This window comes from Aeromonas sp. MdU4, from assembly GCF_041929505.1.
Lineage (GTDB): Bacteria > Pseudomonadota > Gammaproteobacteria > Enterobacterales > Aeromonadaceae > Aeromonas.
Genome location: NZ_JBHFMW010000015.1, coordinates 1 through 24,493, shown reverse-complemented (window position 1 = coordinate 24,493; position 24,493 = coordinate 1). Strand labels below are relative to the sequence as shown.

The window sequence follows — 24,493 nt, the reverse complement described above, 5'->3', positions numbered from 1 at the left end:
TTACTGGCTCTGCTCCAGCTTCTTGCAGGCATCGACCACCTGCTCGGGCGGCAAGTCGATCAGGCACTTGAGATGACCGAACTTGCAGGTGCGCTTGAAGCAGGGGCGGCACTCGATGTCGGTGTGAACGATCTCGACCCGATCCGCCAGCGGCGGGGTGTAGAGCGGCGAGGTGGAGCCATAGACGCCCACCAGCGGCCGATTGAGGGCGGCGGCGATGTGCATCAGGCCGGAGTCGTTGGAGATGACCCGGCTGGCCAGCGCCATCAGATCGATCGCCTCATGCAGGCTGGTCTTGCCTGCCAGCACATGGCAGTTGGGACGGGTCAGCAGATTGACCCGATCCCGAATGGTGTTGGCCACCGGCACATCCTTGTTGGAGCCGAAGATCCACACCTGCCACCCCTCGTCCAGATGCTGCTGGGCCACCACGGCGTAGTGCCCCTCCGGCCAGCGCTTGGCCGGACCAAACTCGGCACCGGGGCAGAGCACCAGCACCGGGCGGGCGCGATCCAGCCCCAGCCGCTCCAGCGCCTTGCTCTGATTGATCAGATCGACGTGGAGCGAAGGGTGGGGAATAGTCGGAATATCGGCCCGGCTCTTCATCTGCTCCTTGGGATAGGCGAGCGCCAGATAGCCCTCCACCATCAGCGGGAAGGCAGACTTGTTGCTGCGCAGGTCGTTGAGCAGGCCATAGCGGCTCTCGCCCTTCCAACCGGTACGTACCGGAATGCGGGCAAACCAGGGGATCAGCGCCGACTTCATGGAGTTGGGCTGGACGATGGCCTGATCGTACTTTTCGGCCGCCAGCTGCTTGCCGAGGCGGCGGCGTGCCACCAGCTTGAAGTCACCGTGGCCAAGGGGCATGGTGATCGCCTTGTCCACCTCCGGCATCCGCTCCAGCAGGGCGCAGCACCAGGCGGGGGCCATCACGTGCAGTTCGCACTCCGGATGGTTGGCCTTGATCGCCTTGTAGAGGCTCTGGGACATCACCATATCGCCGACCCAGGAGGGGCCGATCACCAATATTTTCATCACGCGTCTTCTCTCGGGACTGGCCCGGCGGTTAATCATCACTGGGCGAGATTATGCCCCAAGAATGACTGGATAAATAACAGAAGATCCTTGGCAATCCCCTCTGCCACCTCATTTTTCCAGCCGTGCCCCTCTTCCAACCGGGCGAGACGAGACAGGCAGACAGCAGGCAGAAACGGGCAATGGCGGCTCTCTCTTTGGCCCGTTTTTCCGTTAGAATGGCCCATCAATACGCATTCGCCCCGCCAGCCGGGCAATAACCGTGAGCCCACATTCGTGAAAAAACCGACTCTGGCTGCCGTTCTGATCGTCAAGAATGAAGCCGACAACCTGCGCAAGTGCCTCGCCTCCCTCGACGGACTGGTGGACGAGATCGTCATTCTGGATTCCGGCAGTCAGGACGAAACCCCGGCCATCGCTGCCGAGTTTGGGGCCCGTTTCTTCGTCAACGCCAAGTGGCCGGGATTTGGCAAACAGCGCCGACTGGCCCAGTCCCACGTGCAATCCGACTGGGTGTTGTGGCTGGACGCCGACGAGCGGCTCACCCCCGAGCTGAAAACCGCCATCGGCGAAGTGATGGCCAATCCGGCCAGCGATACCATCTACTCGCTGCCGCGCCTATCCTGGGTGTTTGGCCGCTTTATCCGCCACAGCGGCTGGTATCCGGATCGGGTGCTGCGGCTCTATCCCAAGGCGCTCACCAGCTACAACGAGGCGCTGGTGCACGAGAAGGTGGAGGTGCGCGCCAACATGAAGATCGTCAACCTTTACGGCGACCTGCACCACTTCACCTATCGGGATCTGGAGCACTATCTGGTCAAATCCGCCGGTTATGCCCGTGCCTGGGCCGATCAGCGCACCGCTCGCGGCAAGAAGGGCTCCCTCAGTCAGGGGCTGATGCACGCCGTCGGCTGCTTCATCAAGATGTACCTGCTCAAAGCGGGCTTCCTCGACGGCAAGCAGGGGTTGCTCTTGGCCATCCTCTCCGCCCACTCCACCTTCGTCAAATACGCCGACCTCTGGGTGCGCCAGCAACCGCAGCAGCCGGAATAGCGCCCTACACCACCCCACCGCAAGTTCGTCAATTCGCCCCTTGTTCCAGCGGAACAAGGGGCGAATAGCATGGCGGCAGATCGGGCGGAGCCCTTGCAGGGCGCGCAAGGACAATGACGGTGGGCGGCAGGGGTTAGATCGTTCGCTATAAGCTGAATTTATGGATTTTGGTTAAATGACCCAACTCCAGCTTATACCGGCAGGATCCGCGCCAGCGGGGCACTGGCAGGGCCGTTACAGGGCGGATGGGGGCGACTTCCGATCTCCCCGCCAGCCGAGCTCATCGCCAGATACCATCACCATACAAACGCACCATACAAAACAGGGCCCCGCGGGGCCCTGTTTGCATTGCGGTATACCTTTACTTTTGCCAGAAAGGTGCGGCCCAGCGGGCCATTACCGGCACCATGGTCTTGGGATCGAGCTGGCTCATATCCTCCGGATGGTCGCTATCCTCCGGCGGGCTGAAGGCGAGGTGACGCCCTTCGCTATTGAGGGGCCTCCAGCGCAGCGGGGTGGCGGAGCGGCGCATCGGGAAGAAGCCGATGGTCGGCACATCGAGCGCACCGGCGATATGGAGCGGGCCGGTACTGCCTGCCACGAACAACGCCGCGTTGGCCAATACCTGACAGAACATCGGCAAGCCATCACTGGAGCGGTAGATCCAGCCGTTACCGCCATGGGCCAGCAGCTCCGCTGCCAGCTGTTCAGCCATCTTCTCCTCGCCCGGGCCTGCGGTCAGCACGCACTGCAGCTCGGGGCAAGCCTGATTGAGCTTGATGATGATGCGGGCGTACTGCTCGATGGAGAGGTTGTTGGCCGAGCCACCGCTACCGGCGTGCACCATCAGCCAGGGGCGATTGGCATCGAGTTTCAATTTAGCCGCCAGCTGCTCACGCACCTGCAGCAGGCTAGCCCGATCGAAGCGGAGGAAGGGAGTCTTGGGCTCCACCACCGCCACCTGCTGATCGGCCAGGAAGCGACGGATCAACTCCAGATTGTACTCGGACTCCGGCTTTTGGGAGCGGGAGCGGCGCTGCACCAGGCGCTGGTTGTAGAGCACCTGCGCCAGCTTGGTCGCCGGGGCCAGCCGGTAAGGGATGTGTGCCTTCCACACCAGCATGGCATTGCGGGAGTTGGAGAAGAGGCAAATGGACGCGTCGAACGCCGCCGCCTTGATCCGCGCCAGCAGTGCCCGCTGTTGCTCCTTGTCGGCCCGCACGCCCGGATCGATGATCACCTCGTCAATCCAGGGGCAGAGCCGGGCCAGCGGCGCCGTATAGGCCGGAACCAGGGCAGTCACATGACACTCCATGGAGCCTTTGAGCATGGCGAAACTCGGCCACGCCAGCATGAAGTCACCAATCTTGTCATTGCGAACGACCAGAATACGTTTCATAAAAAATCCCTTTGCTCCCTGTCACCAATGCAGGGAGGCTTGATGCGCGATGGCGTATTCTTGCCTGATGCACTGCTATTCTCAAGCGACGACCTTATAATGCGACCAAATTTCCAGGTTGCAGGACCACAAAGATGACTACCAGGGTGATCTATCCCGGGACGTTTGATCCCGTTACCAATGGCCACGCCGACCTGATCGGCCGTGCCGCCAAGCTGTTTGACGAGGTGATCGTCGGCGTCGCCAACAGCCCGAGCAAGCGCCCGCTGTTCGATCTGGCGGAACGAGTCCAGCTTGTCCAGCAAGTGACCAGCCAGCTTCCCAACGTCAAGGTGGTCGGCTTCTCGGGCCTGCTGGTCGATTTCGCCAAAGAGCATCAGGCCAATGTGCTGATCCGCGGCCTGCGCGCCGTCTCCGACTTCGAGTACGAGTTCCAGCTGGCCAACATGAACCGCCGCCTGATGCCGGAGCTGGAGAGCGTCTTCCTCACCCCGGCCGAGGAGAACTCCTTTATCTCCTCCACTCTGGTGAAAGAGGTGGCGCTGCACGGCGGCGACATCCGCCAGTTTGTCGACCCCGTGGTGGCACAAGCCATCGCCGCCAAACAGCAGCAGCGCTAATCCCCTCCCCTGATTGGCAGAAACGACAAGGGCTACCCACGGGTAGCCCTTGTTGCATCAGCACGCCAAATGCTTAGCGGCGGACAAACTGCTCACGGATCGCCAGCTCCAGCTGATCGAGCCACTCGTAGCGACGCCGATACATGGCCCGCTTCTTGGAGGCGACCTCCTCCAGCGGCTTGCGCGGCTGCAGCTGCAGGGCGACAAAGTTGGCATCCACATCCTGCGCGCCAAACTCCTGCCACAACTCGTCATAATCGGCCTGCAGGTTGGCTTTCTGCTTGCTGCTGTAACGCTTGGCCTGAAATACGTGGGCCCGTTTGCGCACTGCCAGCACCTGACCGTTGCCCATCGCCAGCGCCAGCTGCTGCACCAGCTGCACCAGCAGGGATTTGGGCCGCAAACCCTGCCCCTCTTTGGTCAGCTCGCGCACCTTGTCTTGCGCGTTGGCCACCCCAGGCTCAGGCCCCTGCATGGAGCCGATCACCAGATGCAGCTGCTCGGCGCTGCCTGCCAGCGAGAAGGCACAGCTGTAGAGACGCAACCCCTCGTTATCGATGATGGAGAGCGCCAGCTCGGCCTCACGGCGGAAGGTACCGTCATGACGCAACACGATGCGGCAATCGCTCTGGGGGTAACGCCCCAGTTCAATCCCACCAGCCAGATAGAGCTGCTCAACCAACTCCGGATAGCAACTCAGCTGCAGCTGATAGTGATTTTCCAGCATCTCGGCCCGCTCACGGGCCGTGGCACAGGCGAAGCGATAGGGGCGCATCGGCTTGTCGAGCAACTCGGGGTAACGGGCAGGCAGCGCCTTGAGCGGTTCGGTCTGAAACAGCGCGAAGACCCGGCTCAGCTGCTTGCGGTAAAGCAGGCTGCGCAGCATAAACTTGCCACGGTTGAAGGTCTGGCGCTCGCTTCCCTCGGGGTAGAGGTAGCAGGCCATAGTTTTTGCGCGGTAGCGCTCCTGCCGGGATAAGTATTCCCAGTCTATTGATTTAACAGTCATTTTTGTTTCTCAAACCGCCTGAACGACCGAGATACTAGAGACAACTGTGCAAATCTTCAACAGCCGGGAAATACGCTGTTACAACTTTCCGCAAATTCGGCGAAAAAGTGCCCTTAACGCTGGCAATGGGAGCAAAATACCGTGGTTCTCTGGCCTATTTTCACTTCGCTCAACAGCGTCTGACAGTGGAAACAGGGCTGGCCGCCACGGCCGTAAACCTGCAGCTGCTGCACGAAATAGCCTGGCTTGCCATCGGCACTGGTGAAATCCTTGAGGGTGGTGCCGCCCTGCCTGATGGCTTCGGCCAGCACCCGCTTGATCTCGGCCACCAGCGTATCGAGCCGCTCGCCGCTGATATTCCCTGCCGCCCGCTTGGGGTGGATACCCGCCGCAAAGAGCGCCTCGTTGGCGTAGATGTTGCCGACCCCGACCACCACCTGGTTGTCCATCAGGAACTGCTTGATGGCAGTGCTGCGCCCCTTGGCGCGCTCGCGCAGGTAATCGCCATTAAAGGCATCGGTGAGCGGCTCCGGCCCCAGCTTGGCGAGCAGCGCGTGGGCTTCGGCCGGTTCACGGGTCCACAGCAGGGCGCCGAAACGGCGCGGATCGTTGAGCCGCAGCAGCTTGCCATTCTCCAGCTCGATATCCACGTGGTCGTGCTTCTCGGCCGGGGTGCCGATATCCAGCACCCGCAGGCTGCCGGACATCCCCAGATGGAGGATGGCAGTGCCGAAATCGGTCTCCAGCAGCAGGTATTTGGCACGGCGACGCACCCGATGGATGGTGAGGTCCACCAGCTCCTGAATTTCACCGGGGATCGACCAGCGCAGGCGGCCATCCCGCACCACCACGCGCGTCACCTTGATGCCGGTGAGCCAGGGGGAGATCCCCTGCCGGCTGACTTCAACTTCTGGCAATTCAGGCATTGGAACCTCGCAAGGAAAAAGAACTCAGGGAGCAGGACGCAGCAGATCGCGATACTGCTCGGCAGTGAGGGTGAGCCAGAGACCGGATGGCAGCTGGGCGCCATACTGGCCGCTGTTCTGATAGAGGCCGATCTCGACCGGATCGTTCTGGCCAGCAATCCACACCTTGATGGTCACCGGTGAACCCCGTACCGCCTCGCCGGGGGGCAGCAACCAGCCCTGCCAGCGCGCCAGACGGGCATCCAGCTGCGCCGTGTCGAGCCCCAGATCCGGCATACTGCGCCAGCCCTGACCGATCCGCTCAATCTGCCAGCTCGGTCCCTGCCAGGTGAGCACCACGGCCGCATCCGGCAACAAGGGGCGAGCCCGCTTGGCGCTGTTCTCCTGCTGGGCTGTCTCCATCCGGTGCAGCAGAGTGATCACGATCAGCACCACCACAATGATCACGTTATTCCAGCCTTTGCGGCTCAATTTGAACATGGCAAGCCTCCCTTTGAACCGGCAGTGTACTGAATTCCGCCCATAAAAAAACCCGGCACGAAGCCGGGTTTTTGGGAATGCAGCATCAAGTAATTACTTGATTTTGCCTTCCTTGTAGATCACATGCTGACGAACAACGGGATCAAACTTTTTGATCTCCATTTTTTCGGGCATGGTGCGCTTGTTTTTGGTAGTGGTATAGAAGTGACCAGTACCGGCGCTGGAGTTCAGGCGAATTTTCTCGCGAATACCTTTAGCCATGATCTAATTCCTTATACCTTAACACCGCTGGCGCGCAGTTCAGCCAGAACCACTTCAACGCCACGCTTGTCGATGATACGCATGCCTTTTGCGGATACGCGCAGGCTTACGAAGCGTTTTTCACTCTCAACCCAGAAACGGTGAGTGTGCAGGTTCGGCAGGAAACGACGCTTGGTAGCGTTGTTAGCGTGCGAACGGTTGTTACCAACTGCCGGGCGCTTGCCGGTTACTTGGCATACTCTAGACATGTCAGTCTCTCCAAATCTTACTTCATTGCTCGAGCAAATATCTGCCCCGCTGGCCTTCGATTGCGGGGCAAACAGAAGGCGGCATTTTATACAGCATCTGTGATCAAAGATCAACTAATACGGAGCCAGAGCACAGTTATAGCCAACCGCGCTCGGCAAAAGAAACCGTGATGCCGTCACCGATCACCAAGTGATCCAGCACTCTGATATCGATCAGGGCCAAAGCGGCCGTGATCCGATCCGTGATCTGGCGGTCGGCCCTACTGGGCTCGGCGACGCCGGACGGGTGATTATGCGCCAGAATCACCGCGGCTGCATTATGTTTGAGCGCGATCTGCACGATTTCTCTTGGCCAGACGCTTGCCGAATCGATTGTGCCGAAAAAAAGCTCAACAAATTGAATGACTCTGTGCTGATTGTCGAGCAACAGCAGGGCAAACACCTCGCGCGGCCGATCCCGTAGTTGGGCCTGTAGATAGTCGCGGGTCAGCTGGGGCGAAGTGAGCGCATCGCCCCGTTGCAGCTGCTGCGCCAGATGGCGCCTTGCCATCTCCAGCACCGCCTGCAACTGGGCATATTTGGCAGGGCCAAGGCCGTGGGCCTCGCAGAATTCCTGCTGATCCGCCCCCAGCAGATTTCGCAAAGAACCGAATTTATTCAACAGGTTGCGTGATAGGTCGACAGCACTTAAACCATTGACGCCGGTACGCAGGAAGATGGCGAGCAGTTCGGCATCGCTCAGCACTGTCGGCCCCTGACGCAACAGCTTCTCTCTGGGGCGTTCATCTTCCGGCCACTCCTTGATGCTCATTTGTCTCTCCTCTCTCCCTATTGAGGAAAAACATAGCAAATATTTGCGTGTTCCCCGCCACAACCCCTTGATGCCAACCCCTGTCGTCATCCCCTGCCTGTGGTATCTTAGCCGACCAGTCAAAGTGAGCCGGATAGAGAAACAGCAGATGAGATTGGCCGATAAACGCATCCTGTTGGGTGTCAGTGGCGGGATCGCCGCCTACAAGAGTGCCGAGCTGGTACGCCGCCTGAAAGATCAGGGTGCCGAGGTGCGGGTGGTGATGACCCGCTCCGCCAAGGAGTTCATCACCCCGCTGACCCTGCAGGCGGTCTCCGGTCATCCGGTGTCCTACAGCCTGCTGGATCCCTCTGCCGAAGCGGGCATGGGCCATATCGAGCTGGCCAAGTGGGCCGATCTGGTACTGATCGCCCCCGCCAGCGCCAACCTGATGGCGCGTATGGCAGCGGGCATGGCCGACGAACTGCTGACGACCCTCTGTCTGGCCACTCCGGCACCGGTCGCCCTGGCGCCTGCCATGAACCAGCAGATGTATCTCAACGCGGCGACCCAGGCCAACCTCAAGACCCTGGCCAACCGTGGCATCCTGCTATGGGGGCCGGACTCCGGCAGCCAGGCTTGTGGCGATGTGGGCCCGGGCCGGATGCTGGATCCCCTCGAGCTGGTTGAGCGCTGCTGCCAGCAGTTGACCGCCGAGCCGTTGCTGGCAGGCGTCAAGCTGCTGCTCACCGCAGGACCGACCCGCGAGGCGCTCGATCCGGTGCGCTACATCAGCAACCACAGCTCCGGCAAGATGGGCTTTGCCATCGCTCGCGCTGCCCGTGAAGCGGGCGCCGAGGTGACGCTGGTGAGCGGCCCGGTGACGCTGACTACGCCTGCTGGCGTGACCCGTGTCGATGTGGAGAGCGCCGAGCAGATGCATCAGGCGGTGATGAGCCGGGTCAACGAGTGCGACCTCTTCATCGGCTGCGCGGCGGTGGCCGACTATCGCCCCGAGCAGGTGGCCAGCCAGAAGATCAAGAAGACCGGTGACAACGACCAGATGGTAGTGACGCTGGTGAAAAACCCCGACATCATCGCAGCCGTTGGCGCCCTTTCAAACAAACCCTTCACCGTCGGATTTGCCGCCGAAACCGTGGATGTGGAACAATACGCCCTCGATAAATTGCAGCGTAAGCGGCTGGATATGATCGCCGCCAACGATGTGTCCCGCGAGGGGCAAGGCTTCAACGCCGATGACAACGCCCTGACCGTGTTCTGGCAAGGGGGTCAGGCCCCGCTGCCGCTGGCCGACAAACTGACGCTGGCCCGTCATCTGGTTGCCCTGATTGCGTGTCACTATCGGCGCTAAGCGTCCCGAAAGAACAAGACTCACGGCGCCCCGCCTTGCCAAGAGGGGCGCCAACACAAGATCCAACTGAAAAAGCGATTCATGACAACACAAATTGAACTGAAGATTCTGGATGCCCGTATCGGTACCGAGTACCCGCTGCCCGCCTACGCCACTCCCGGCTCTGCCGGCATGGATCTGCGTGCCCTGCTGGATACGCCGCTGACTCTGGCTCCGGGCGATACCACCCTGGTACCGACCGGTCTGGCCATCCACATCCAGGATCCGGGTCTGTGTGCCACAATTCTGCCCCGCTCCGGTCTTGGCCATAAGCACGGCATCGTGCTGGGCAACCTGGTCGGTCTCATCGATTCCGACTATCAGGGTCAGTTGATGGTCTCGGTGTGGAACCGCGGCAAAGATGAGTTCACCATGCAACCCGGTGAGCGTATCGCCCAGCTGGTGATCATGCCGGTCGTTCAAGCCAGCTTCCAACTGGTCGATGAATTCAACCAGAGCGAACGGGGTGAAGGCGGTTTTGGTTCTTCTGGTCGCCAATAACAGACCACACCTGCCGGATTGGCGGTGCCTAATAACAGAATCAAGCCATTGTTTTTTTTAGGGGAATCCATGGCAAGCAGTAATCAGAAACAGAGTCGGCGCGATCAGATCCTGCAAGCACTCGCCCATATGCTGGAAACCAGTCCGGGTCAGCGCATCACCACGGCCCGTCTGGCGGCCGAGGTCGGCGTCTCTGAAGCTGCCCTCTATCGACACTTTCCAAGCAAGGCGCGGATGTTCGAGGGGCTGATCGACTTTATCGAGGATTCCCTGCTGTCACGGGTCAATCTGATCATGGCGGAAGAGAAAGACACCATGGCGCGCTGCCACCATATCCTGCAGTTGCTGCTGGTGTTCGCCGAGCGCAATCCCGGCATCACCCGCATCCTCAACGGCGATGCCCTATTGGGTGAACACGACCGGCTGCGGGATCGCATCAGCATCCTGTTTGACAAGCTGGAGACCCAGATCAAACAGGTACTGCGCGAGAAAAGGCTGCGCGAGGGTCAGGGCTTCCAGCTCGACGAGACCATGCTGGCCAATCTGCTGCTGGCCTATACCGAGGGCCGCATCAGCCAGTTTGTCCGTTCCGAGTTCAAGCTCAAGCCCACCGCCGGCTTCGAGGATCAGTGGCAGTTTATCCGCAGCCAGCTGCTGCAAAGCTGAGCGGCAGCGCTTTTCACCGAGCATGAAGAAGGGAGGCCTTGGCCTCCCTTCTTTTTTGTGTCAGGTTTTTATGGCAGAAAAGAAGTACCAGATGCGACCCGGACTGTCGCGCTGCGGTGTTAGATTCATCCACCATAAACCTTTTAGAACCTGACAGGACATCCTATGGAACCCGAAATCATTACCGAAGCGCAGACCTGGCTGGTCAATAATCAGGGACTGCTGATCGAATACGGCGTCAATATCGCCGCTGCCCTGCTGACCCTGCTGGTCGGTTATATTGCCGCCAACCTCCTCAGCAGCGGCGTGGTCAAAGTGATGCAGGCGCGCAAGCTGGACACCACCGTCACCCACTTCGTCGGCAGCATCCTCAAGTACGCCATTCTGGTGTTCGTGGTGATCGCCGCGCTGGGCCGAGTCGGGGTGCAGACCGCCTCCTTCGTCGCCATTATCGGTGCCGCCGGTCTGGCCATCGGTCTGGCGCTGCAAGGCTCGCTCTCCAACTTCGCTGCCGGCTTCCTGCTGATCATCTTCCGCCCCATCAAGGCGGGCGAGTTTATCGAAGTGGCGGGCACTGCGGGTGTGGTGCAGTCCGTTCAGCTCTTTACCACCACCCTCACCTCCGGTGATAACAAGATGGTCGTGGTACCGAACTCCGCCATCCTCAACGGCACCATCGTCAATTACTCGCGCATGGATACCCGCCGGGTCGACATGACCTTCGGCATCGGCTACGGCTCCGACCTGCGCAAAGCCAAGCAGATCCTGGAGCGTCTGGTGAACGAAGAGCCGCGCATCCTCAAAGATCCGGCCGCCACCATCGCCGTCGCTGCGCTGGCCGACTCCTCGGTCAATATCGTGGTGCGCCCGTGGGTGAAAACCGCCGATTACTGGGGTGTCTGGTTCGACTTCCACGAGAAGGTGAAACTGACCTTTGATGCCGAAGGCGTCGAGATCCCCTTCCCGCAGATGGTAATGCACATGCAAAAACCGTAGGCGTGATCGCGGTTCTGCAACAACCCACAATGCCAGCCTTCGAGCTGGCATTGTCATTTCTGGCTCGCCATCCGCTGCATATTCAGGCAAGTGGAATGAAAACAATTTCAGGCTATCGGGCCAGCCCCAATCATGAGCGAGCGCAAGATCCCCCTTGCTTTCGTGACTCATAATCCCGATGTTCTGGTTGTATACTCCCGACGGTTGCCCCATTGCGGTAAAAGACAATCGGTAAAACTCTGTTACACGGGCCGCCCGGCCGGCTCGCTATAATGCTCGGATAATAAGGTTTGGCGGGACCTTGCCTGCAAGGTTCAAACACAACTTGGCATTTCAGGAATCCTATGAAAAATATCAATCCAACCCAAACCCAGGCCTGGCAGGCACTGGAAGCCCACTTTGCAGCAAACAAAGAGACTCGACTCAAGGATCTGTTCGCGCAGGACCCGAAGCGCTTTGACAAGTTTTCCCTTACCTTCGGCGGCGACATCCTGGTTGATTACTCGAAGAACCTGATCACCGAAGAAACCCTCAAGTTGCTGGTTGATCTGGCCAAAGAGACCGATCTTCGCAGCGCGATCGATGCCATGTTCAATGGCGACAAGATCAACATGACCGAAGGGCGCTCCGTACTGCACGTGGCCCTGCGCAACCGCTCCGACCGCCCCATCGAGTGCGACGGCAAGGACGTGATGCCGGAAGTGAACGCCGTACTGGCCAAGATGAAAGGCTTCTGCGAGAAGATCATCTCCGGCGAGTGGAAAGGCTACACCGGCAAAGCGATCCAGCACGTGGTCAACATCGGTATCGGTGGCTCCGATCTCGGCCCGGTGATGATTACCGAGGCACTGCGTCCCTACAAAAACCACCTGCAGATGCACTTCGTCTCCAACGTCGATGGCACCCACATCGCCGAGACCCTGAAGAAGATCGATCCGGAAACCACCCTGTTCCTGGTGGCCTCCAAGACCTTCACCACTCAGGAGACCATGACCAACGCCCTGACTGCCCGCGACTGGTTCATCAAGATCGCCGGTGACAAGGCGCACGTTGCCAAGCACTTCGCTGCGCTCTCCACCAACGGCAAGGCCGTGGCCGAGTTCGGTATCGACACCAACAACATGTTCGAGTTCTGGGACTGGGTTGGCGGCCGCTACTCCTCCTGGTCTGCCATCGGCATGCCCATCGCCCTCTCCGTCGGTTTCGAGAACTTCGAAGCCCTGCTGCAAGGCGCCTTCGAGATGGACATGCACTTCGCCACTGCCTCCTATGAGCAGAACGTGCCGGTGCTGCTGGCGCTGATCGGCCTGTGGTACAACAACTTCTACGGTGCCGAATCCGAAGCCATTCTGCCGTACGACCAGTACATGCATCGCTTCCCTGCCTACTTCCAGCAGGGCAACATGGAATCCAACGGCAAGTACGTGGATCGCAACGGCAATCCGGTTGACTACCAGACCGGCCCCATCATCTGGGGTGAGCCGGGCACCAACGGCCAGCACGCCTTCTACCAGCTGATCCATCAGGGCACCAAGCTGATCCCCTGTGACTTCCTGGCGCCGGCTATCAGCCACAACCCGATCGGTGACCACCACCCGAAACTGCTGGCCAACTTCTTCGCCCAGACCGAGGCGCTGGCCTTCGGCAAGAGCAAGGAAGAGGTCGAAGCCGAGTTCCTGGCGGCTGGCAAAACCCTGGCGCAGGTCAAGGATCTGGTGCCGTTCAAGGTGTTCGAAGGCAACCGCCCGACCAACTCCATCCTGTTCAAGAGCCTGACCCCGAAAACCCTGGGTGCCCTGATCGCCATGTATGAGCACAAGATCTTCGTACAGGGCGCAATCTGGAACATCTTCAGCTTCGACCAGTGGGGCGTGGAGCTGGGCAAACAGCTGGCCAACAAGATCCTGCCTGAGCTGGGCAACAACGAGGCTGTCACCAGTCACGACTGCTCCACCAATGGTCTGATCAACACCTGGAAAGCGTGGAAAGCCTGATTTATCCGGCCTTTCTGAATGCAAAAGCCCCGCTCGATGAGCGGGGCTTTTTTATGGCCGGGTTTTCTGGCTGGCCGGTCGGGTGTCCAGTCCGATCGGCGACGGGGATCGTCATCCCCGCCCCTTCATCATCCAGCGCGATGCTGGCTTAACCGCCAACAGCAATGCGTTTCATATCCTTCATGTAACCGCGCAGTACCTGACCGATCTTCTCGATCGGATGGTTGCGGGTCGCTTCGTTGGCCGCCAGCAGCGCCAGGTTATCGACGCTCTGCCCTTCCGCCTTGCTGGCACCCAGATCGCCTGCCTTCAAGGTCGGCATGAAGTGCTCACGCAGCAAGGGTACGGCGGCGTTGGCGAACAGGTAGTTGCCGTACTCGGCGGTGTCGGAGATGACCACGTTCATCTCGTACAGACGCTTGCGAGCAACTGTGTTGGCGATCAGCGGCAGCTCGTGCAGGGATTCGTAGTAGGCAGACTCTTCATAGATACCGGAAGCCACCATGGTCTCGAACGCCAGCTCGACACCCGCCTTGACCATGGCCACCATCACCACGCCATTGTTGAAGTACTCCTGCTCGGCAATCTTGCCTGCAAACGCCGGGGCGTTTTCGAAGGCGGACTTGCCGGTCTCTTCGCGCCAGCCGAACAGCTTGGCATCGTCTTCGGCCCAGTCGGCCATCATGCCGCGGGAGAATTCACCGGCGATGATGTCGTCCATGTGCTTCTCGAACAGCGGACGCATCAGGGTCTTGAGCTGCTCGGAGAGCTCGAAGGCGCGCAGCTTGGCCGGGTTGGACAGGCGGTCCATCATCAGGCTGATACCACCCTGCTTCAGGGCTTCGGTGATGGTCTCCCAACCGAACTGGATCAGCTTGCCGGCGTAGGCCGGGTCTGTGCCCTCGGCAACCAGCTTGTCGTAGCAGAGCAGAGAACCGGCCTGCAGCATGCCGCAGAGGATGGTCTGCTCGCCCATCAAGTCAGATTTCACTTCCGCCACGAAGGAGGACTCCAGCACCCCGGCACGGTCGCCGCCGGTGGCAGAGGCCCATGCCTTGGCGATGGCCATGCCTTCACCCTTGGGATCGTTCTCCGGATGTACGGCGATCAGGGTCGGCACACCGAAACCACGTTTGTACTCTTCACGCACTTCGGTACCCGGGCACTTGGGCGCCACCATCACGACCGTGATGTCGGCGCGGATTTGCTGACCCTCTTCCACCACGTTGAAACCGTGGGAGTAACCCAGCGCGGCGCCCTGCTTCATCAGCGGCATCACGGTTTTCACCACGTCGGAGTGCTGCTTGTCCGGAGTCAGGTTCAGCACCAGATCGGCGGTCGGGATCAGCTCTTCATAGGTGCCGACCGCGAAGCCGTTGTCGGTAGCTTTCTGCCAGGAGGCGCGCTTCTCGGTAATGGCGGCCTTGCGCAGGGCGTAGGAGATATCCAGCCCGGAGTCGCGCATGTTCAGACCCTGGTTCAGACCCTGGGCACCACAGCCCACAATCACCACCTTCTTGCCCTTCAGCACGTTGCAGCCGTCCGCGAACTCTTCGCGCTGCATGAAACGACACTTGCCCAGTTGGGCCAACTGCTGACGCAGGTTCAAGGTGTTGAAATAGTTAGCCATGGTGATTGCTCCGTTCGATTGATTCCATGCCGGGTAGCGGCGTTGTCTGAACCACTATAGCGCGGGACACTTATTGCCTGAACTGATATATTCGAAACAGTACGTTGCAATAATTGAAACGTTAACCCTTCATAATCGTCGGCTGTTTGTCCCACCAGATGGCAGAAACAAGCCGCCAACCGCTGGATATCAGGCACACATACCGTAGGAGCTGAAAGATGGATCTTCGCAATCTCGAACTGTTTCTCCACCTCGCCGACTCCCTCCACTTCGGCAAGAGTGCCGACGCCATGGCGGTCAGCCCCTCCACCCTGAGTCGCGCCATCCAGCGGTTGGAGCAGGAGACCGGCTGCATCCTGTTCGAGCGGGACAACCGTTCGGTACGGCTTACCCCCGCCGGCGAGAAGCTGCGGGAGTTTGGCGGCGGCCTGTTGCAGGAGTGGCGTCAGCTCAAGCAGGAGCTCAAACGCAGCGATGAACCGCTGCAGGGGCGGCTGCGAGTCTTCTGCTCGGTCACTGCCAGCTACTTTCTGCTGCCCGAGGTGCTGGAGCGCTTTCGCCGCCGCTACCCCCAACTGGAGATCAAGCTGGAGACCGGTGACCCGGCGCTGGCGGTGGACAAGATCCTGGCCGACGAAGCCGATCTCGCCATCGCCGCCCGCCCCGATGCCCTGCCCGCCAAGCTGGAGTTCGCCAGCCTGCAGTTGGTGCCGCTGGTCTTTATCGCACCGCGCAATGCGCCCCAGCTGAACCAGTGGTTCCGCCAGGGGGAGCCTGACTGGGAACACCTGCCGCTGATCCTCTCCGAGCAGGGGCTGGCCCGCAAACGCAGCGATCAGTGGTTTCGCAACAAGGGGATAGCCCCCAACATCTATGCCGAAGTGGCGGGCAACGAAGGAATTGTCGCCATGGTGGCGCTCGGTTGCGGCGTGGGGCTGGTACCGGCGGCGGTAATCGACCACAGCCCGCTCGGCGACAAGGTGCGGATCATCGACCTCAAGCCCGCCTTCAAACCATTTGATGTAGGGATCGGGGTGCTCAAGAAACGGCTGGAGGAGCCGCTGATCCGCGCCTTCTGGGATACGGCGCAAAATCAGGGCTCACTGCGCTGACACCGGATTATAGATAAGGGTCGGATCGGCCAGCATCTTGCGGCTGGGCAGCGGCAAGTCGGGGTTGTGCAGCTCGAGACGCACCCGCTCATCCAACTTCAGCCGCCGAATGGTGCTGCCAAATCCCTCTTCAAAGACCCGATCAAAAGCGCCCGATTGCCTTGCCCGCTGCAGGCCGAGCTCGATGCGCTGCGCCAGCTCCGGATAGTTGGGCGAGACGAAAAATAGCAGCGCCAGCGGATAACGAAACACCAGATGGGGCTCAATGGCGAGATCGGGATGCTCCCTGAGTTCATCCTCGACCTCGATGACCGAGCGCAAGAAGCAGTCAAAACGCTTCTTGCGCAACATGTTGAAGAGCGCCTCGTAGCGGTTGCCCACCGTCACCTGGAGGCCGTTAGCCTTGAGCAGCTGGGTATCGGGCCAGGATCTGTGCTGACCGATGGAGAGCCCGGCGCGATGCCACTGTGCCAACGACCCGATCGCGGCAAAGCGCCCCTCGTCCCCCTGCCGAATCAGACAAACCCGCCACCCCAGCAGCCCTTTGGCCAACGGAATATGCACAGCCAGCAGCTCTCGTTCCCGTTCACCATCCGGGGCAAAGACGCCAATCTGAACCAGCTCGCCACTGCGCAGCTCCTTCACCACCCGTCCCTGCTCCATCTGCGGGCTGGGAACCAGCCGATAGGGGCCATACTCGGGTACGGTGAGATCGAGAGAGATCCGTAGCAACTGGACGACGGCGGGGTTGGGGTGATCCAGCAGCAGATTCCAGGCACGGATAGGCTGCTCGGTTGCCGATACGCCAACCGCCCACAATGCCATGCACCACAGCCAGACTCTGCTCATCCTGTGCACCATCTGCACCATCCGTGCCCTATTCCTCGCCATACTATAACGCCAGCCAGCGCCTCTCAGCTGCCAGCACTGAGAGATGTGTGAGCTCTCTCGTGTCAAATCTCATGTCAAAAGTGACAATAGGCAAACCCGGCAGGTCATTGCAGACTGGGTGTTCATCAACAAACACCAAGGCACAGGGAGGAGAGCCATGAAACAGCATCTGGTAGAGATCAAGGGTTCGACCCTGTTTGGCGAATATCTGCAAAGCATGGGCGTTCCCAGTACAGCACTGGACCGTGAGCAGGATATCTATCTGCAGGAGCGTCACCTGGGCGCAATTCGCCGGGTGCAGGGGGAACTGCGCTTTTATCTGCGTGCCAATGCCCTGAACAAACGGTGATCAGGATCCGGTCACAGAACCCGCAGCAAAGGCGCATTAGACTGGTATCTTCCCCCTCTTGTCGGGAGTACCCATGAAAGCAAGCGGTCTGGATCGGCTGTTCAAACCCCAATCAATCGCCGTGATCGGCGCCTCGACCGACCCGCTCAAGGCGGGTCATGTGATCGTGCGCCACCTGCTGGCGGGCCAGTTCAAAGGGCCTATCCTCCCCGTCACCGCGCGTAACAAGGCCATCGCTGGCGTACTGGCCTATCCCGATGTCGCCAGCCTGCCGCTGACCCCGGATCTTGCCATCATCTGCACCCGGCGGGAGCGGGTCTTGCCACTGCTGGAGGCGCTCGGCCAAAAGGGAACGGGAGCTGCCATCATACTGGCCGCCGACTTCTCCCCAGAGGAGCGGCTGGATCTGAAACGGGTCTGCAAGCAATATGGCATTCGCCTGCTCGGCCCCAACAGCATGGGGATGCTGCTGCCCGGCCAGGGGATCAACGCCAGCTTTTCGCCCATTGCCGCGAGGCCTGGGCAGGTCGCCTTTCTGTCGCAATCCGCCGCCGTCAGCACCACCATTCTGGATTGGGCCAAGCAGCATGAACTGGGCTTCTCCGCCTTCATCTCCCTTGGCGATCACTGCGACATCGACTTCGGCCAGTTGCTGGATCAACTCTCCCGCGACAGCGTCACCCGCGCCATCTTGATCTATATGGACAAGCTGCACGACGCCCGCCACTTTCTCTCGGCGGCCCGGGCAGCCTCGCGCAACAAGCCGATCCTGGTGCTGAAAAGCGGGCGCCACGATCCGGCCCACGGCCTCGACAATGTCTATGATGCCGCCATCCGCCGCGCCGGTATGCTGCGGGTGCGGGATACCCATGAACTGTTTGCCGCGGTCGAAACCCTGAGCCACTCCATGACCCTCAAAGGGGAGCGGCTCGCCATCATCTCCAATGGCCGCGGGCTGGCCAATATGGCGGTGGATGTGCTGCTGGAGCGCGGCGGCAAACTGGCTCGCCTGCCGCTCGATATCGGCAGCGATGCCACCATCACCACCTATCAGGAGGCGCTGGACAGCGTGCTGCAGGAAGATGGCATCGACGCCATCCTGATTATCCACGCTCCCTCGCTCACGGCACCGAGCGCACCGCTGGCCAGCCATCTTATCGCCCATCTGAAACAGCACCCCCGAGCGCGCCGTTTCAATATCCTTACCAACTGGGCGGGCGAATATTCGGCGCAGGAGGGGCGCAAACTCTTTACCGAGGCGGGCATCCCGACCTACCGCACGCCGGAAAGCGCCATGGCCGCCTTCATGCACATGGTGGAATACCGTCGCAACCAGAAACAGCTGATGGAGACCCCCGCCTCCCTGCACGGCAACCAGCTCAATGTCGAGCTCTGCCAGCAGCTGATCCGCCAAGCTCAGGAGCGCAAACAACTGAGACTGGATACCCATCTGGTCCATCCCATCTTGCAGGCTGCGGGCCTCGCAACCTTGCCCACCTGGATCGTTACCGACGCCATCGAGGCAACCCTGACCGCCGAGCAGATCGGCTATCCGGTGGCAGTGAAGCTGCGCTCGCCAGATATCCTCCACAAGTCTGCCGTGCACGGCGTAGTGCTCAACCTGCGCACCTCGGCCGAAGTGGCGCAGGCCGCAGATGCCATTCTGGATCGGGTCAGACAACACGATCCGGGCGCCCGCATCGAAGGCTTGCTGGTACAGCGGATGGCCCGCCGCAGCGGCGGCCTCGAGCTGCGGGTGCGGATCCAGCAAGACGCCATCTTTGGCCCCGTCATTCTGCTGGGTGAATCAGGCGCCGAGCCGCAGGAGATGGTCGCGGCGTTACCACCGCTCAATCAGGCACTGGCTCGTTATCAGATCATCGGTGCCCTCAAGAGCCGCAAGATCCGCGAACAGGCGACGCCGGAGCGACTGGATATCGATGCCCTCGGTCAGGTGCTCTGCCAACTCTCCGAGCTATTGCTCGCCTTTCCGGAGATCCAGGAGCTGGATCTGCACCCGCTGCAAGCGTGCGGTGCCGAAATGGTGGTACTGGATGCCAGCCTCACGCTGGCTGACCCCGCACTCCCGGCCAGCAACCGGCTGGCGATCCGTCCCTATCCCACCGAACTGGAAGAAGGTGCCTGGCTTAAAGATCAGCGTCACATCCTGTTGCGCCCGATCCGGCCGGAAGATGAACCGGCTCACAAACAGTTCGTACTGCAAGTCTCCGATGAAGACAGGTACAAGCGCTTCTTCGCCGATGTGGGTGAACTTGGCCATGAAGAGCTGGCCCGTATGACCCAGATCGATTACGACCGGGAGATGGCATTCGTTGCAGTAGGTCAGGATGGCAATCTGCAGGATCAGATCCTTGGCGTGGTGCGCGCTATCTCGACCCCGGATCTGAGCGATGCCGAGTTTGCCATTCTGGTGCGATCGGACCTAAAAGGGGTGGGGCTCGGCAAATTGATGATGGAGAAGATCATCCGTTACGCCAAAGAACAGGGGATTGGCCAGTTATCCGGCATGACCATGCCCAGCAATCGCGGCATGGTCAACCTCGCCAAGCGGCTCGGCTTCAAGATCGACGTCCAGATGGAAGATGGAGTGGTCAATATGGAACTTACCTGTGGGACTAAATCTGAGTGAAGGCGGTGGGTGGCTACGAGTAATTCAGCACAAATGGTTATGAATGACGCAAAAATAACGGTGATTGCACACCATAAGAAGGGAATAACATGCCTGCCAGCGCCCTTCCCCCTGGCAAAAGCCACTATTGGGGTCTCCAATAGGCTGAAAACCCCAAAGCCCGGTCTGAGGGACCGGGCTTTGGGGTTTGTTCTGGTGTGCAACTCTGTGGGCTAATGGGCAAATCGCCCATAGCAAAAAGGCCTTCCCAGTCAGGAAGGCCTTTCAAATTAGTGGCGGAGCGGACGACCGCTACAAATAAGTCTGGCACACGCCAACTAAATTCATTTAACCACTCCATATCATGCACTTACATCTAAACACTGTTCATCCATGTCCAATCAAACTTAACCATAACCACCCCGATATGGCATGCTGCATGGCACACCGTGATATTAACTAAGGAGCTGTTATGGCACTCCTCTCTGATGCGAAAGCCCGTAGCATCAAACCCGATGACAAACCCATTCCACATGGCGGCATTATCGGCCTTACGCTGCACCCCTCCACCACAAAAGGTCGTGGGAAATGGGTATTTCGCTATGTCAGCCCTGTTACCGGCAAGCGCCGCAACGCGGGCCTCGGCATCTATCCTGAAATTTCCATCGCTGAGGCGGGCCACCAAGCCCGCCTGATGCGCGAACAATTGGCCAAGGGACTCGACCCCCTAGAGATAAAGAAAGAAAAAGCCAATAAGCCAGCCATACCTACGGTAGAGATGGCAGCTCGTCAGACACACGAGCAAAAGCTCCCCGGTTGGCGAAATCCCAAACATGGGAAGCAGTGGATCTCTACTCTGGAGCAGTATGCCTTCCCGATCATCGGTCGGCAGCCCATTGATACCATTACCCCGGCCCATATCGCCAGCGTACTACAACCTATTTGGCTGGAGATCCCGGAAACCGCAACCCGCGTGAAACAACGACTACATGCAGTGATGGCTTGGGCGTGGGCCCACGGATTTTGCCAAGCAAACCCTGTCGATGTCGTGGATAACCTCTTGCCACTGCAGCCCAGTAAGGCCATTCGCACCCAGCACCAACCAGCGATGGATTGGCGGATACTGCCAGCGTTCTACCAACAGCACTTGGCGAATGCAGCACGCTTTGATGTCAGCCGTGCACTGCTCTCGTTTGTCATCCTCACGGCCTGCCGCTCTGGCGAGGCCAGAAAAATGCGATGGGATGAGCTCGACCTAGATGCCGGGATCTGGACCATTCCGGCTGACAGGATGAAGACGCAAGTCGTGCACCGCGTTCCGTTATCTCTTCAGGCGCTGGCCGTATTAGAAAAGGTACGGGGGCTACATGGAGAATGGGTGTTCCCTTCCCCACGCAAACAGGTGCCACTGACGGATATGGCGTTGACGACCCTGCTCAGACGAGTAGAGGCCCCAAGTTCGACGCCGGGTCGGCTGGCCACCGCTCACGGCTTTCGCTCAACGTTCCGAGACTGGTGTAGTGAACAAGGCTACCCCAGGGACTTGGCAGAGCGAGCACTCGCGCATCTCATCCAGAACAAAGTCGAGGCTGCGTACCACCGAACTGACTTGCTGGACCAGCGCAGGCCCATGATGGATGCGTGGGCGACGTTTGTTACTGAGGGATGACCTGCCAAACAAAAAGGAAGCGGCCTTGGTGGGCGCTTCCTTCTATCGTTTTTTTTAGCTTTTCGACATACCAACATCATGTGTCCAAGAGCACCAGATATCGCCTGAGGGGTGATGTGGACGTGATAAACACACGGCCCCTTTTGGACTGCAGAACCAAGGTACATCACAGGATTATTTTACTTCCGCCGACCTAAACGTATCGCCTGCGGTCCAGATACGGTAACGCACTTCAACGTCTTTTGGGGTATAAACAACAATTGGCAGTTTACTGTTATAGCGCTCAAAACGGTTGGCGTTCTGGATTGCCACAAAGGCGTCTCTTTGGGAATTGTCGGTACAAGCCATCATGGTTGATGCCAATTGACTCACGCGGGTTAGTACAAAGTAGTCGTAGCCCCATCCTTGTATTGTGTTGGTCTCCAGGTGTCCACCCATCGTGTAACTGTTGCAATCGACCGTCATGGTTTTACCCATAGCGAGCTCTACTTGAAAGTTATCTTCGTTGTCGACCGCAGGTAGTAAAATAACGTGACGAACCTGGCCTTTCTCTGCCGGCGGGTAAGGCGCGACCTCTTTGAGGTTTGGTGTCTTTTCCGTCGCGACAGCAAATCCATTTGCGCTAGCAATACTTAGCATGGCGACAATAACCACTAATTTCCCTTTCACTTTCTGTTTTCCTTCTTGAGCCGCGGCATAAATGACATCACATACTGGAGATTTGCATCATTAGTAAGGCGGTAGAGCCAAACCAAGAGATAACCGAATACCTCATTCTCCCCCTCCCGATGCAAAGCACATAAGACATTAGCGCCGCTCACAAAACCGAGCCACAAGCGCACGTCACACAAGTCAGTGTGACATCTTCGTCGCTAGATAATGACAGCGACAGCGTGAAATGGTTCACATGACGAGTGGCACCCGATGCGAACACAATATTCACCTACCGCGGTTAAGCGAAAGCGGGTCAGAACGTGACTTTTGTTGATAGCATGGCATCCAGGCAGGTATTCTCAGCGGGCCAGGCAGGGATAATGTTGCTATTCCACCCCCGCTCGACGTCGAGTGGGTCAGCACCACAATAAACCGAGCTGCAAACACCATCGGCATAGTAACCAAGAGGGCCATAGTGACCCACCTCGTGGCTGAACGGCGCCTGCACGATATATTCACCACAGCAGTGGGAATCCAGTCGGGCAACATCAAATGTATGGCTCTCGTTCCAGGAGCTGTTGATATTGCCGAAACCATAAGCGATGAGCGCCTGGCGCGGGGGTGATATCTGACGAGCAAGCACAGACTGGGAATAGACCACAACCAGTGAGCAGGCCAAAATTGGCGCCACCAAAAGACCAAAGAGCAAAACAGACTTAAGCTCGAATTTCATGTAATTATCCCACATTGAATGTCATCGTGAGCTGACTCCCCCTGACGCGCGGTATTACCGACTGAGGATATAGCCGGCCATCATCAACAACTCGGCGATAAACAAGCATCGCAGTAACCATACGAGCATCGAAAAAACCATGTAATTGTTCCTTACCTCACCCCATCAATTCGCCGGAGCGCACTTCACTGGCCTCTCGTGCCAGGTTCGTGGGGTGTAAATTGAGACTGCACCAGCGGGTCGCCACTAGCGTGCGCCATAGCGTCGCAATCTCACGGTCGGATATTGACCGCCCCTCTCGCCGTCGAACCGGATTGTTACGCAAGTCCAACCAGTGGGGGTGAATGCACAGCACGCGCACCTGGAACTGAGGCAGTCCACACCGAACAAAGTCCATGCGCTGCCATTCGCTTTCGATAATGTCGACACGCTTGCGGATTAATGCCAGGTCAGCACACGCTTGCTTGGTCGTTATATTGAAATGTGAGGTGTCCTGACAAGATCGGACAGTCCCGGATCAAGCAGCCTGAGCTGTTCTCCAATACCTCTTGTTAAACTCCGCCGGGCTGACATTGCCAAGTCGTGAATGCCGACGTTGGCGGTTGTAAAAAATCTCTATGTATTCCTGAATCGCTGCCTTGGCCTCCGCTCTCGTCTTGAATCTATGGTGGTGAACCAGTTCATTTTTAAGAGACCCCCAGAAGCTTTCTATCGGGGCATTGTCGAAGCAGTTCCCCTTGCGTGACATGGAGGTCTGCATGCCAAATTGTACCTGGAGAGCCCGGTAAGTCTTGGCACAGTACTGACTGCCCCGGTCTGTGTGATGAATAAGCCCAACAGGTGGCCTCTTCTGCTGCACAGCCCGAAACAGCGCCTGACTGACCAACCCGGTGGTCATTCGCTCTCCCATCGCATAACCCACTATCTCACAGGTAAACACATCCTTGAGACCAGCCAGATAAAGCCAGCCTTCGTCGGTGGCGATATAGGTGATATCACCGGTCCAGACTTCGTTGGGCTTCGTCGGCGCAAAGACCTGACCAAGGAGATTCTCCGCCACAGGCAGGGAATGAGCAGAATGGGTTGTCGCCTTGAATTTGCGCTTTTGTTTGCAAGACAACCCCATTTCACGGCGCAATCGCCCAATTCGGTCCCGCCCAGCGTAAAATCCTTCGGCGGCCAACTCAGCTTGTAAACGCGCTGCGCCATAGGTCTGGCGCGTTTTGCTGTGAGCAGCCCGAATGGCGACCTTGAGTCGTTCATCTTCTTGTTGGTGCAGTGACTGTGGACGCTGGCGCCAGTGGTAGAAGCCCGCACGAGAGACCTCCAGCACACGACAGATAACGGAAATGGGATAGAGGTCCTGCTGGTTGGCTATCCACGCGTACTTGGCAGTGACTCCTGAGCAAAGTACGCGGCGGCCTTTTTTATGATGTC

The 24,493-nt window shown here is 59.0% G+C and carries 24 protein-coding genes; 11 read left to right on the top strand and 13 right to left on the bottom strand.

The window, feature by feature from the left end:
- Positions 1-1,035 carry a lipopolysaccharide heptosyltransferase II gene (gene waaF, locus ACE1BR_RS08305; protein ID WP_374869266.1) on the bottom strand — a complete coding sequence of 345 codons (1,035 nt, stop codon included), beginning with the start codon at positions 1,033-1,035 and terminating at the stop codon, positions 1-3.
- Positions 1,036-1,311: 276 nt separating this feature from the next.
- On the opposite strand from waaF, the gene ACE1BR_RS08300 reads away from it, so the two are divergent.
- On the top strand, positions 1,312-2,088 hold the full coding sequence (locus tag ACE1BR_RS08300; protein ID WP_374869264.1) for a glycosyltransferase family 2 protein: 777 nt from the start codon (positions 1,312-1,314) through the stop codon (positions 2,086-2,088).
- Positions 2,089-2,449: 361 nt separating this feature from the next.
- On the opposite strand, the gene ACE1BR_RS08295 is transcribed toward ACE1BR_RS08300, so the two are convergent.
- Entirely contained in the window at positions 2,450-3,487 is a 1,038-nt protein-coding gene (locus ACE1BR_RS08295; RefSeq protein WP_374869262.1) for a glycosyltransferase family 9 protein, read from the bottom strand.
- Between the two features lie 134 nt (positions 3,488-3,621).
- Between ACE1BR_RS08295 and coaD the strand changes: the two genes are divergently transcribed.
- Positions 3,622-4,107, top strand: a complete 486-nt coding sequence (gene coaD / locus ACE1BR_RS08290) for a pantetheine-phosphate adenylyltransferase (RefSeq protein WP_041210779.1) — start codon at positions 3,622-3,624, stop codon at positions 4,105-4,107.
- 73 nt (positions 4,108-4,180) lie between these two features.
- Here coaD and ACE1BR_RS08285 read toward each other — a convergent pair whose 3' ends face one another.
- The 6 genes from ACE1BR_RS08285 to radC all read right to left on the bottom strand — a co-directional run bounded on the left by ACE1BR_RS08285 (position 4,181) and on the right by radC (position 7,842).
- Positions 4,181-5,053 carry a VirK/YbjX family protein gene (locus ACE1BR_RS08285; RefSeq protein ID WP_374869260.1) on the bottom strand — a complete coding sequence of 291 codons (873 nt, stop codon included), beginning with the start codon at positions 5,051-5,053 and terminating at the stop codon, positions 4,181-4,183.
- A gap of 176 nt (positions 5,054-5,229) precedes the next feature.
- Positions 5,230-6,042: a bifunctional DNA-formamidopyrimidine glycosylase/DNA-(apurinic or apyrimidinic site) lyase gene (mutM, locus tag ACE1BR_RS08280; RefSeq protein ID WP_374869258.1), complete on the bottom strand. Its 813-nt coding sequence runs from the start codon at positions 6,040-6,042 to the stop codon at positions 5,230-5,232.
- Positions 6,043-6,066: 24 nt separating this feature from the next.
- On the bottom strand, positions 6,067-6,522 hold the full coding sequence (locus ACE1BR_RS08275; RefSeq protein WP_362802315.1) for a hypothetical protein: 456 nt from the start codon (positions 6,520-6,522) through the stop codon (positions 6,067-6,069).
- Between the two features lie 93 nt (positions 6,523-6,615).
- Positions 6,616-6,783, bottom strand: coding sequence for a 50S ribosomal protein L33 (rpmG, locus tag ACE1BR_RS08270; protein ID WP_005307500.1), 168 nt, complete (start codon positions 6,781-6,783; stop codon positions 6,616-6,618).
- A gap of 11 nt (positions 6,784-6,794) precedes the next feature.
- Positions 6,795-7,031 (bottom strand): 50S ribosomal protein L28, encoded by a 237-nt coding sequence (gene rpmB, locus ACE1BR_RS08265; protein WP_005307492.1) that lies wholly within the window; start codon positions 7,029-7,031, stop codon positions 6,795-6,797.
- Between the two features lie 136 nt (positions 7,032-7,167).
- Positions 7,168-7,842, bottom strand: a complete 675-nt coding sequence (gene radC, locus ACE1BR_RS08260) for a DNA repair protein RadC (protein ID WP_374869256.1) — start codon at positions 7,840-7,842, stop codon at positions 7,168-7,170.
- A gap of 148 nt (positions 7,843-7,990) precedes the next feature.
- Here radC and coaBC point away from each other — a divergent pair, with 148 nt between their 5' ends.
- The 5 genes from coaBC to pgi all read left to right on the top strand — a co-directional run bounded on the left by coaBC (position 7,991) and on the right by pgi (position 13,389).
- A complete protein-coding gene (coaBC, locus tag ACE1BR_RS08255; protein ID WP_374869254.1) occupies positions 7,991-9,193 on the top strand; it encodes a bifunctional phosphopantothenoylcysteine decarboxylase/phosphopantothenate--cysteine ligase CoaBC in 1,203 nt (400 codons plus the stop codon).
- Positions 9,194-9,274: 81 nt separating this feature from the next.
- Entirely contained in the window at positions 9,275-9,733 is a 459-nt protein-coding gene (gene dut, locus ACE1BR_RS08250; RefSeq protein ID WP_193861454.1) for a dUTP diphosphatase, read from the top strand.
- A gap of 69 nt (positions 9,734-9,802) precedes the next feature.
- Positions 9,803-10,399 (top strand): nucleoid occlusion factor SlmA, encoded by a 597-nt coding sequence (slmA, locus tag ACE1BR_RS08245; RefSeq protein ID WP_005339495.1) that lies wholly within the window; start codon positions 9,803-9,805, stop codon positions 10,397-10,399.
- Between the two features lie 165 nt (positions 10,400-10,564).
- Entirely contained in the window at positions 10,565-11,395 is an 831-nt protein-coding gene (locus ACE1BR_RS08240; RefSeq protein ID WP_374869252.1) for a mechanosensitive ion channel domain-containing protein, read from the top strand.
- A gap of 344 nt (positions 11,396-11,739) precedes the next feature.
- Positions 11,740-13,389, top strand: a complete 1,650-nt coding sequence (gene pgi, locus ACE1BR_RS08235) for a glucose-6-phosphate isomerase (protein WP_374869250.1) — start codon at positions 11,740-11,742, stop codon at positions 13,387-13,389.
- Between the two features lie 148 nt (positions 13,390-13,537).
- Here pgi and ilvC read toward each other — a convergent pair whose 3' ends face one another.
- Complete coding sequence (gene ilvC, locus ACE1BR_RS08230; RefSeq protein WP_374869248.1) at positions 13,538-15,019, bottom strand: ketol-acid reductoisomerase; 1,482 nt, start codon at positions 15,017-15,019, stop codon at positions 13,538-13,540.
- A gap of 218 nt (positions 15,020-15,237) precedes the next feature.
- Between ilvC and ilvY the strand changes: the two genes are divergently transcribed.
- Positions 15,238-16,131, top strand: a complete 894-nt coding sequence (ilvY, locus tag ACE1BR_RS08225) for an HTH-type transcriptional activator IlvY (protein ID WP_182970136.1) — start codon at positions 15,238-15,240, stop codon at positions 16,129-16,131.
- On the opposite strand, the gene ACE1BR_RS08220 is transcribed toward ilvY, so the two are convergent.
- Positions 16,120-16,980, bottom strand: a complete 861-nt coding sequence (locus ACE1BR_RS08220) for a hypothetical protein (RefSeq protein WP_374869246.1) — start codon at positions 16,978-16,980, stop codon at positions 16,120-16,122. The two genes, ilvY and ACE1BR_RS08220, sit on opposite strands and share 12 nt — an antisense overlap.
- Positions 16,981-17,179: 199 nt before the next feature.
- Between ACE1BR_RS08220 and ACE1BR_RS08215 the strand changes: the two genes are divergently transcribed.
- The 3 genes from ACE1BR_RS08215 to ACE1BR_RS08205 all read left to right on the top strand — a co-directional run bounded on the left by ACE1BR_RS08215 (position 17,180) and on the right by ACE1BR_RS08205 (position 21,669).
- Positions 17,180-17,371, top strand: a complete 192-nt coding sequence (locus ACE1BR_RS08215) for a hypothetical protein (RefSeq protein ID WP_374869244.1) — start codon at positions 17,180-17,182, stop codon at positions 17,369-17,371.
- 73 nt (positions 17,372-17,444) lie between these two features.
- Positions 17,445-20,021 (top strand): GNAT family N-acetyltransferase, encoded by a 2,577-nt coding sequence (locus ACE1BR_RS08210; RefSeq protein ID WP_374869242.1) that lies wholly within the window; start codon positions 17,445-17,447, stop codon positions 20,019-20,021.
- Positions 20,022-20,472: 451 nt separating this feature from the next.
- Entirely contained in the window at positions 20,473-21,669 is a 1,197-nt protein-coding gene (locus tag ACE1BR_RS08205; protein WP_374869240.1) for a tyrosine-type recombinase/integrase, read from the top strand.
- 174 nt (positions 21,670-21,843) lie between these two features.
- Here ACE1BR_RS08205 and eco read toward each other — a convergent pair whose 3' ends face one another.
- The 3 genes from eco to ACE1BR_RS08190 all read right to left on the bottom strand — a co-directional run.
- Positions 21,844-22,338 (bottom strand): serine protease inhibitor ecotin, encoded by a 495-nt coding sequence (eco, locus tag ACE1BR_RS08200; RefSeq protein WP_374869238.1) that lies wholly within the window; start codon positions 22,336-22,338, stop codon positions 21,844-21,846.
- 298 nt (positions 22,339-22,636) lie between these two features.
- Positions 22,637-23,056: a hypothetical protein gene (locus ACE1BR_RS08195; RefSeq protein ID WP_374869236.1), complete on the bottom strand. Its 420-nt coding sequence runs from the start codon at positions 23,054-23,056 to the stop codon at positions 22,637-22,639.
- Between the two features lie 517 nt (positions 23,057-23,573).
- The coding region (locus ACE1BR_RS08190) for an IS3 family transposase (RefSeq protein WP_374869234.1) at positions 23,574-24,493 on the bottom strand (920 nt) is incomplete at its 5' end.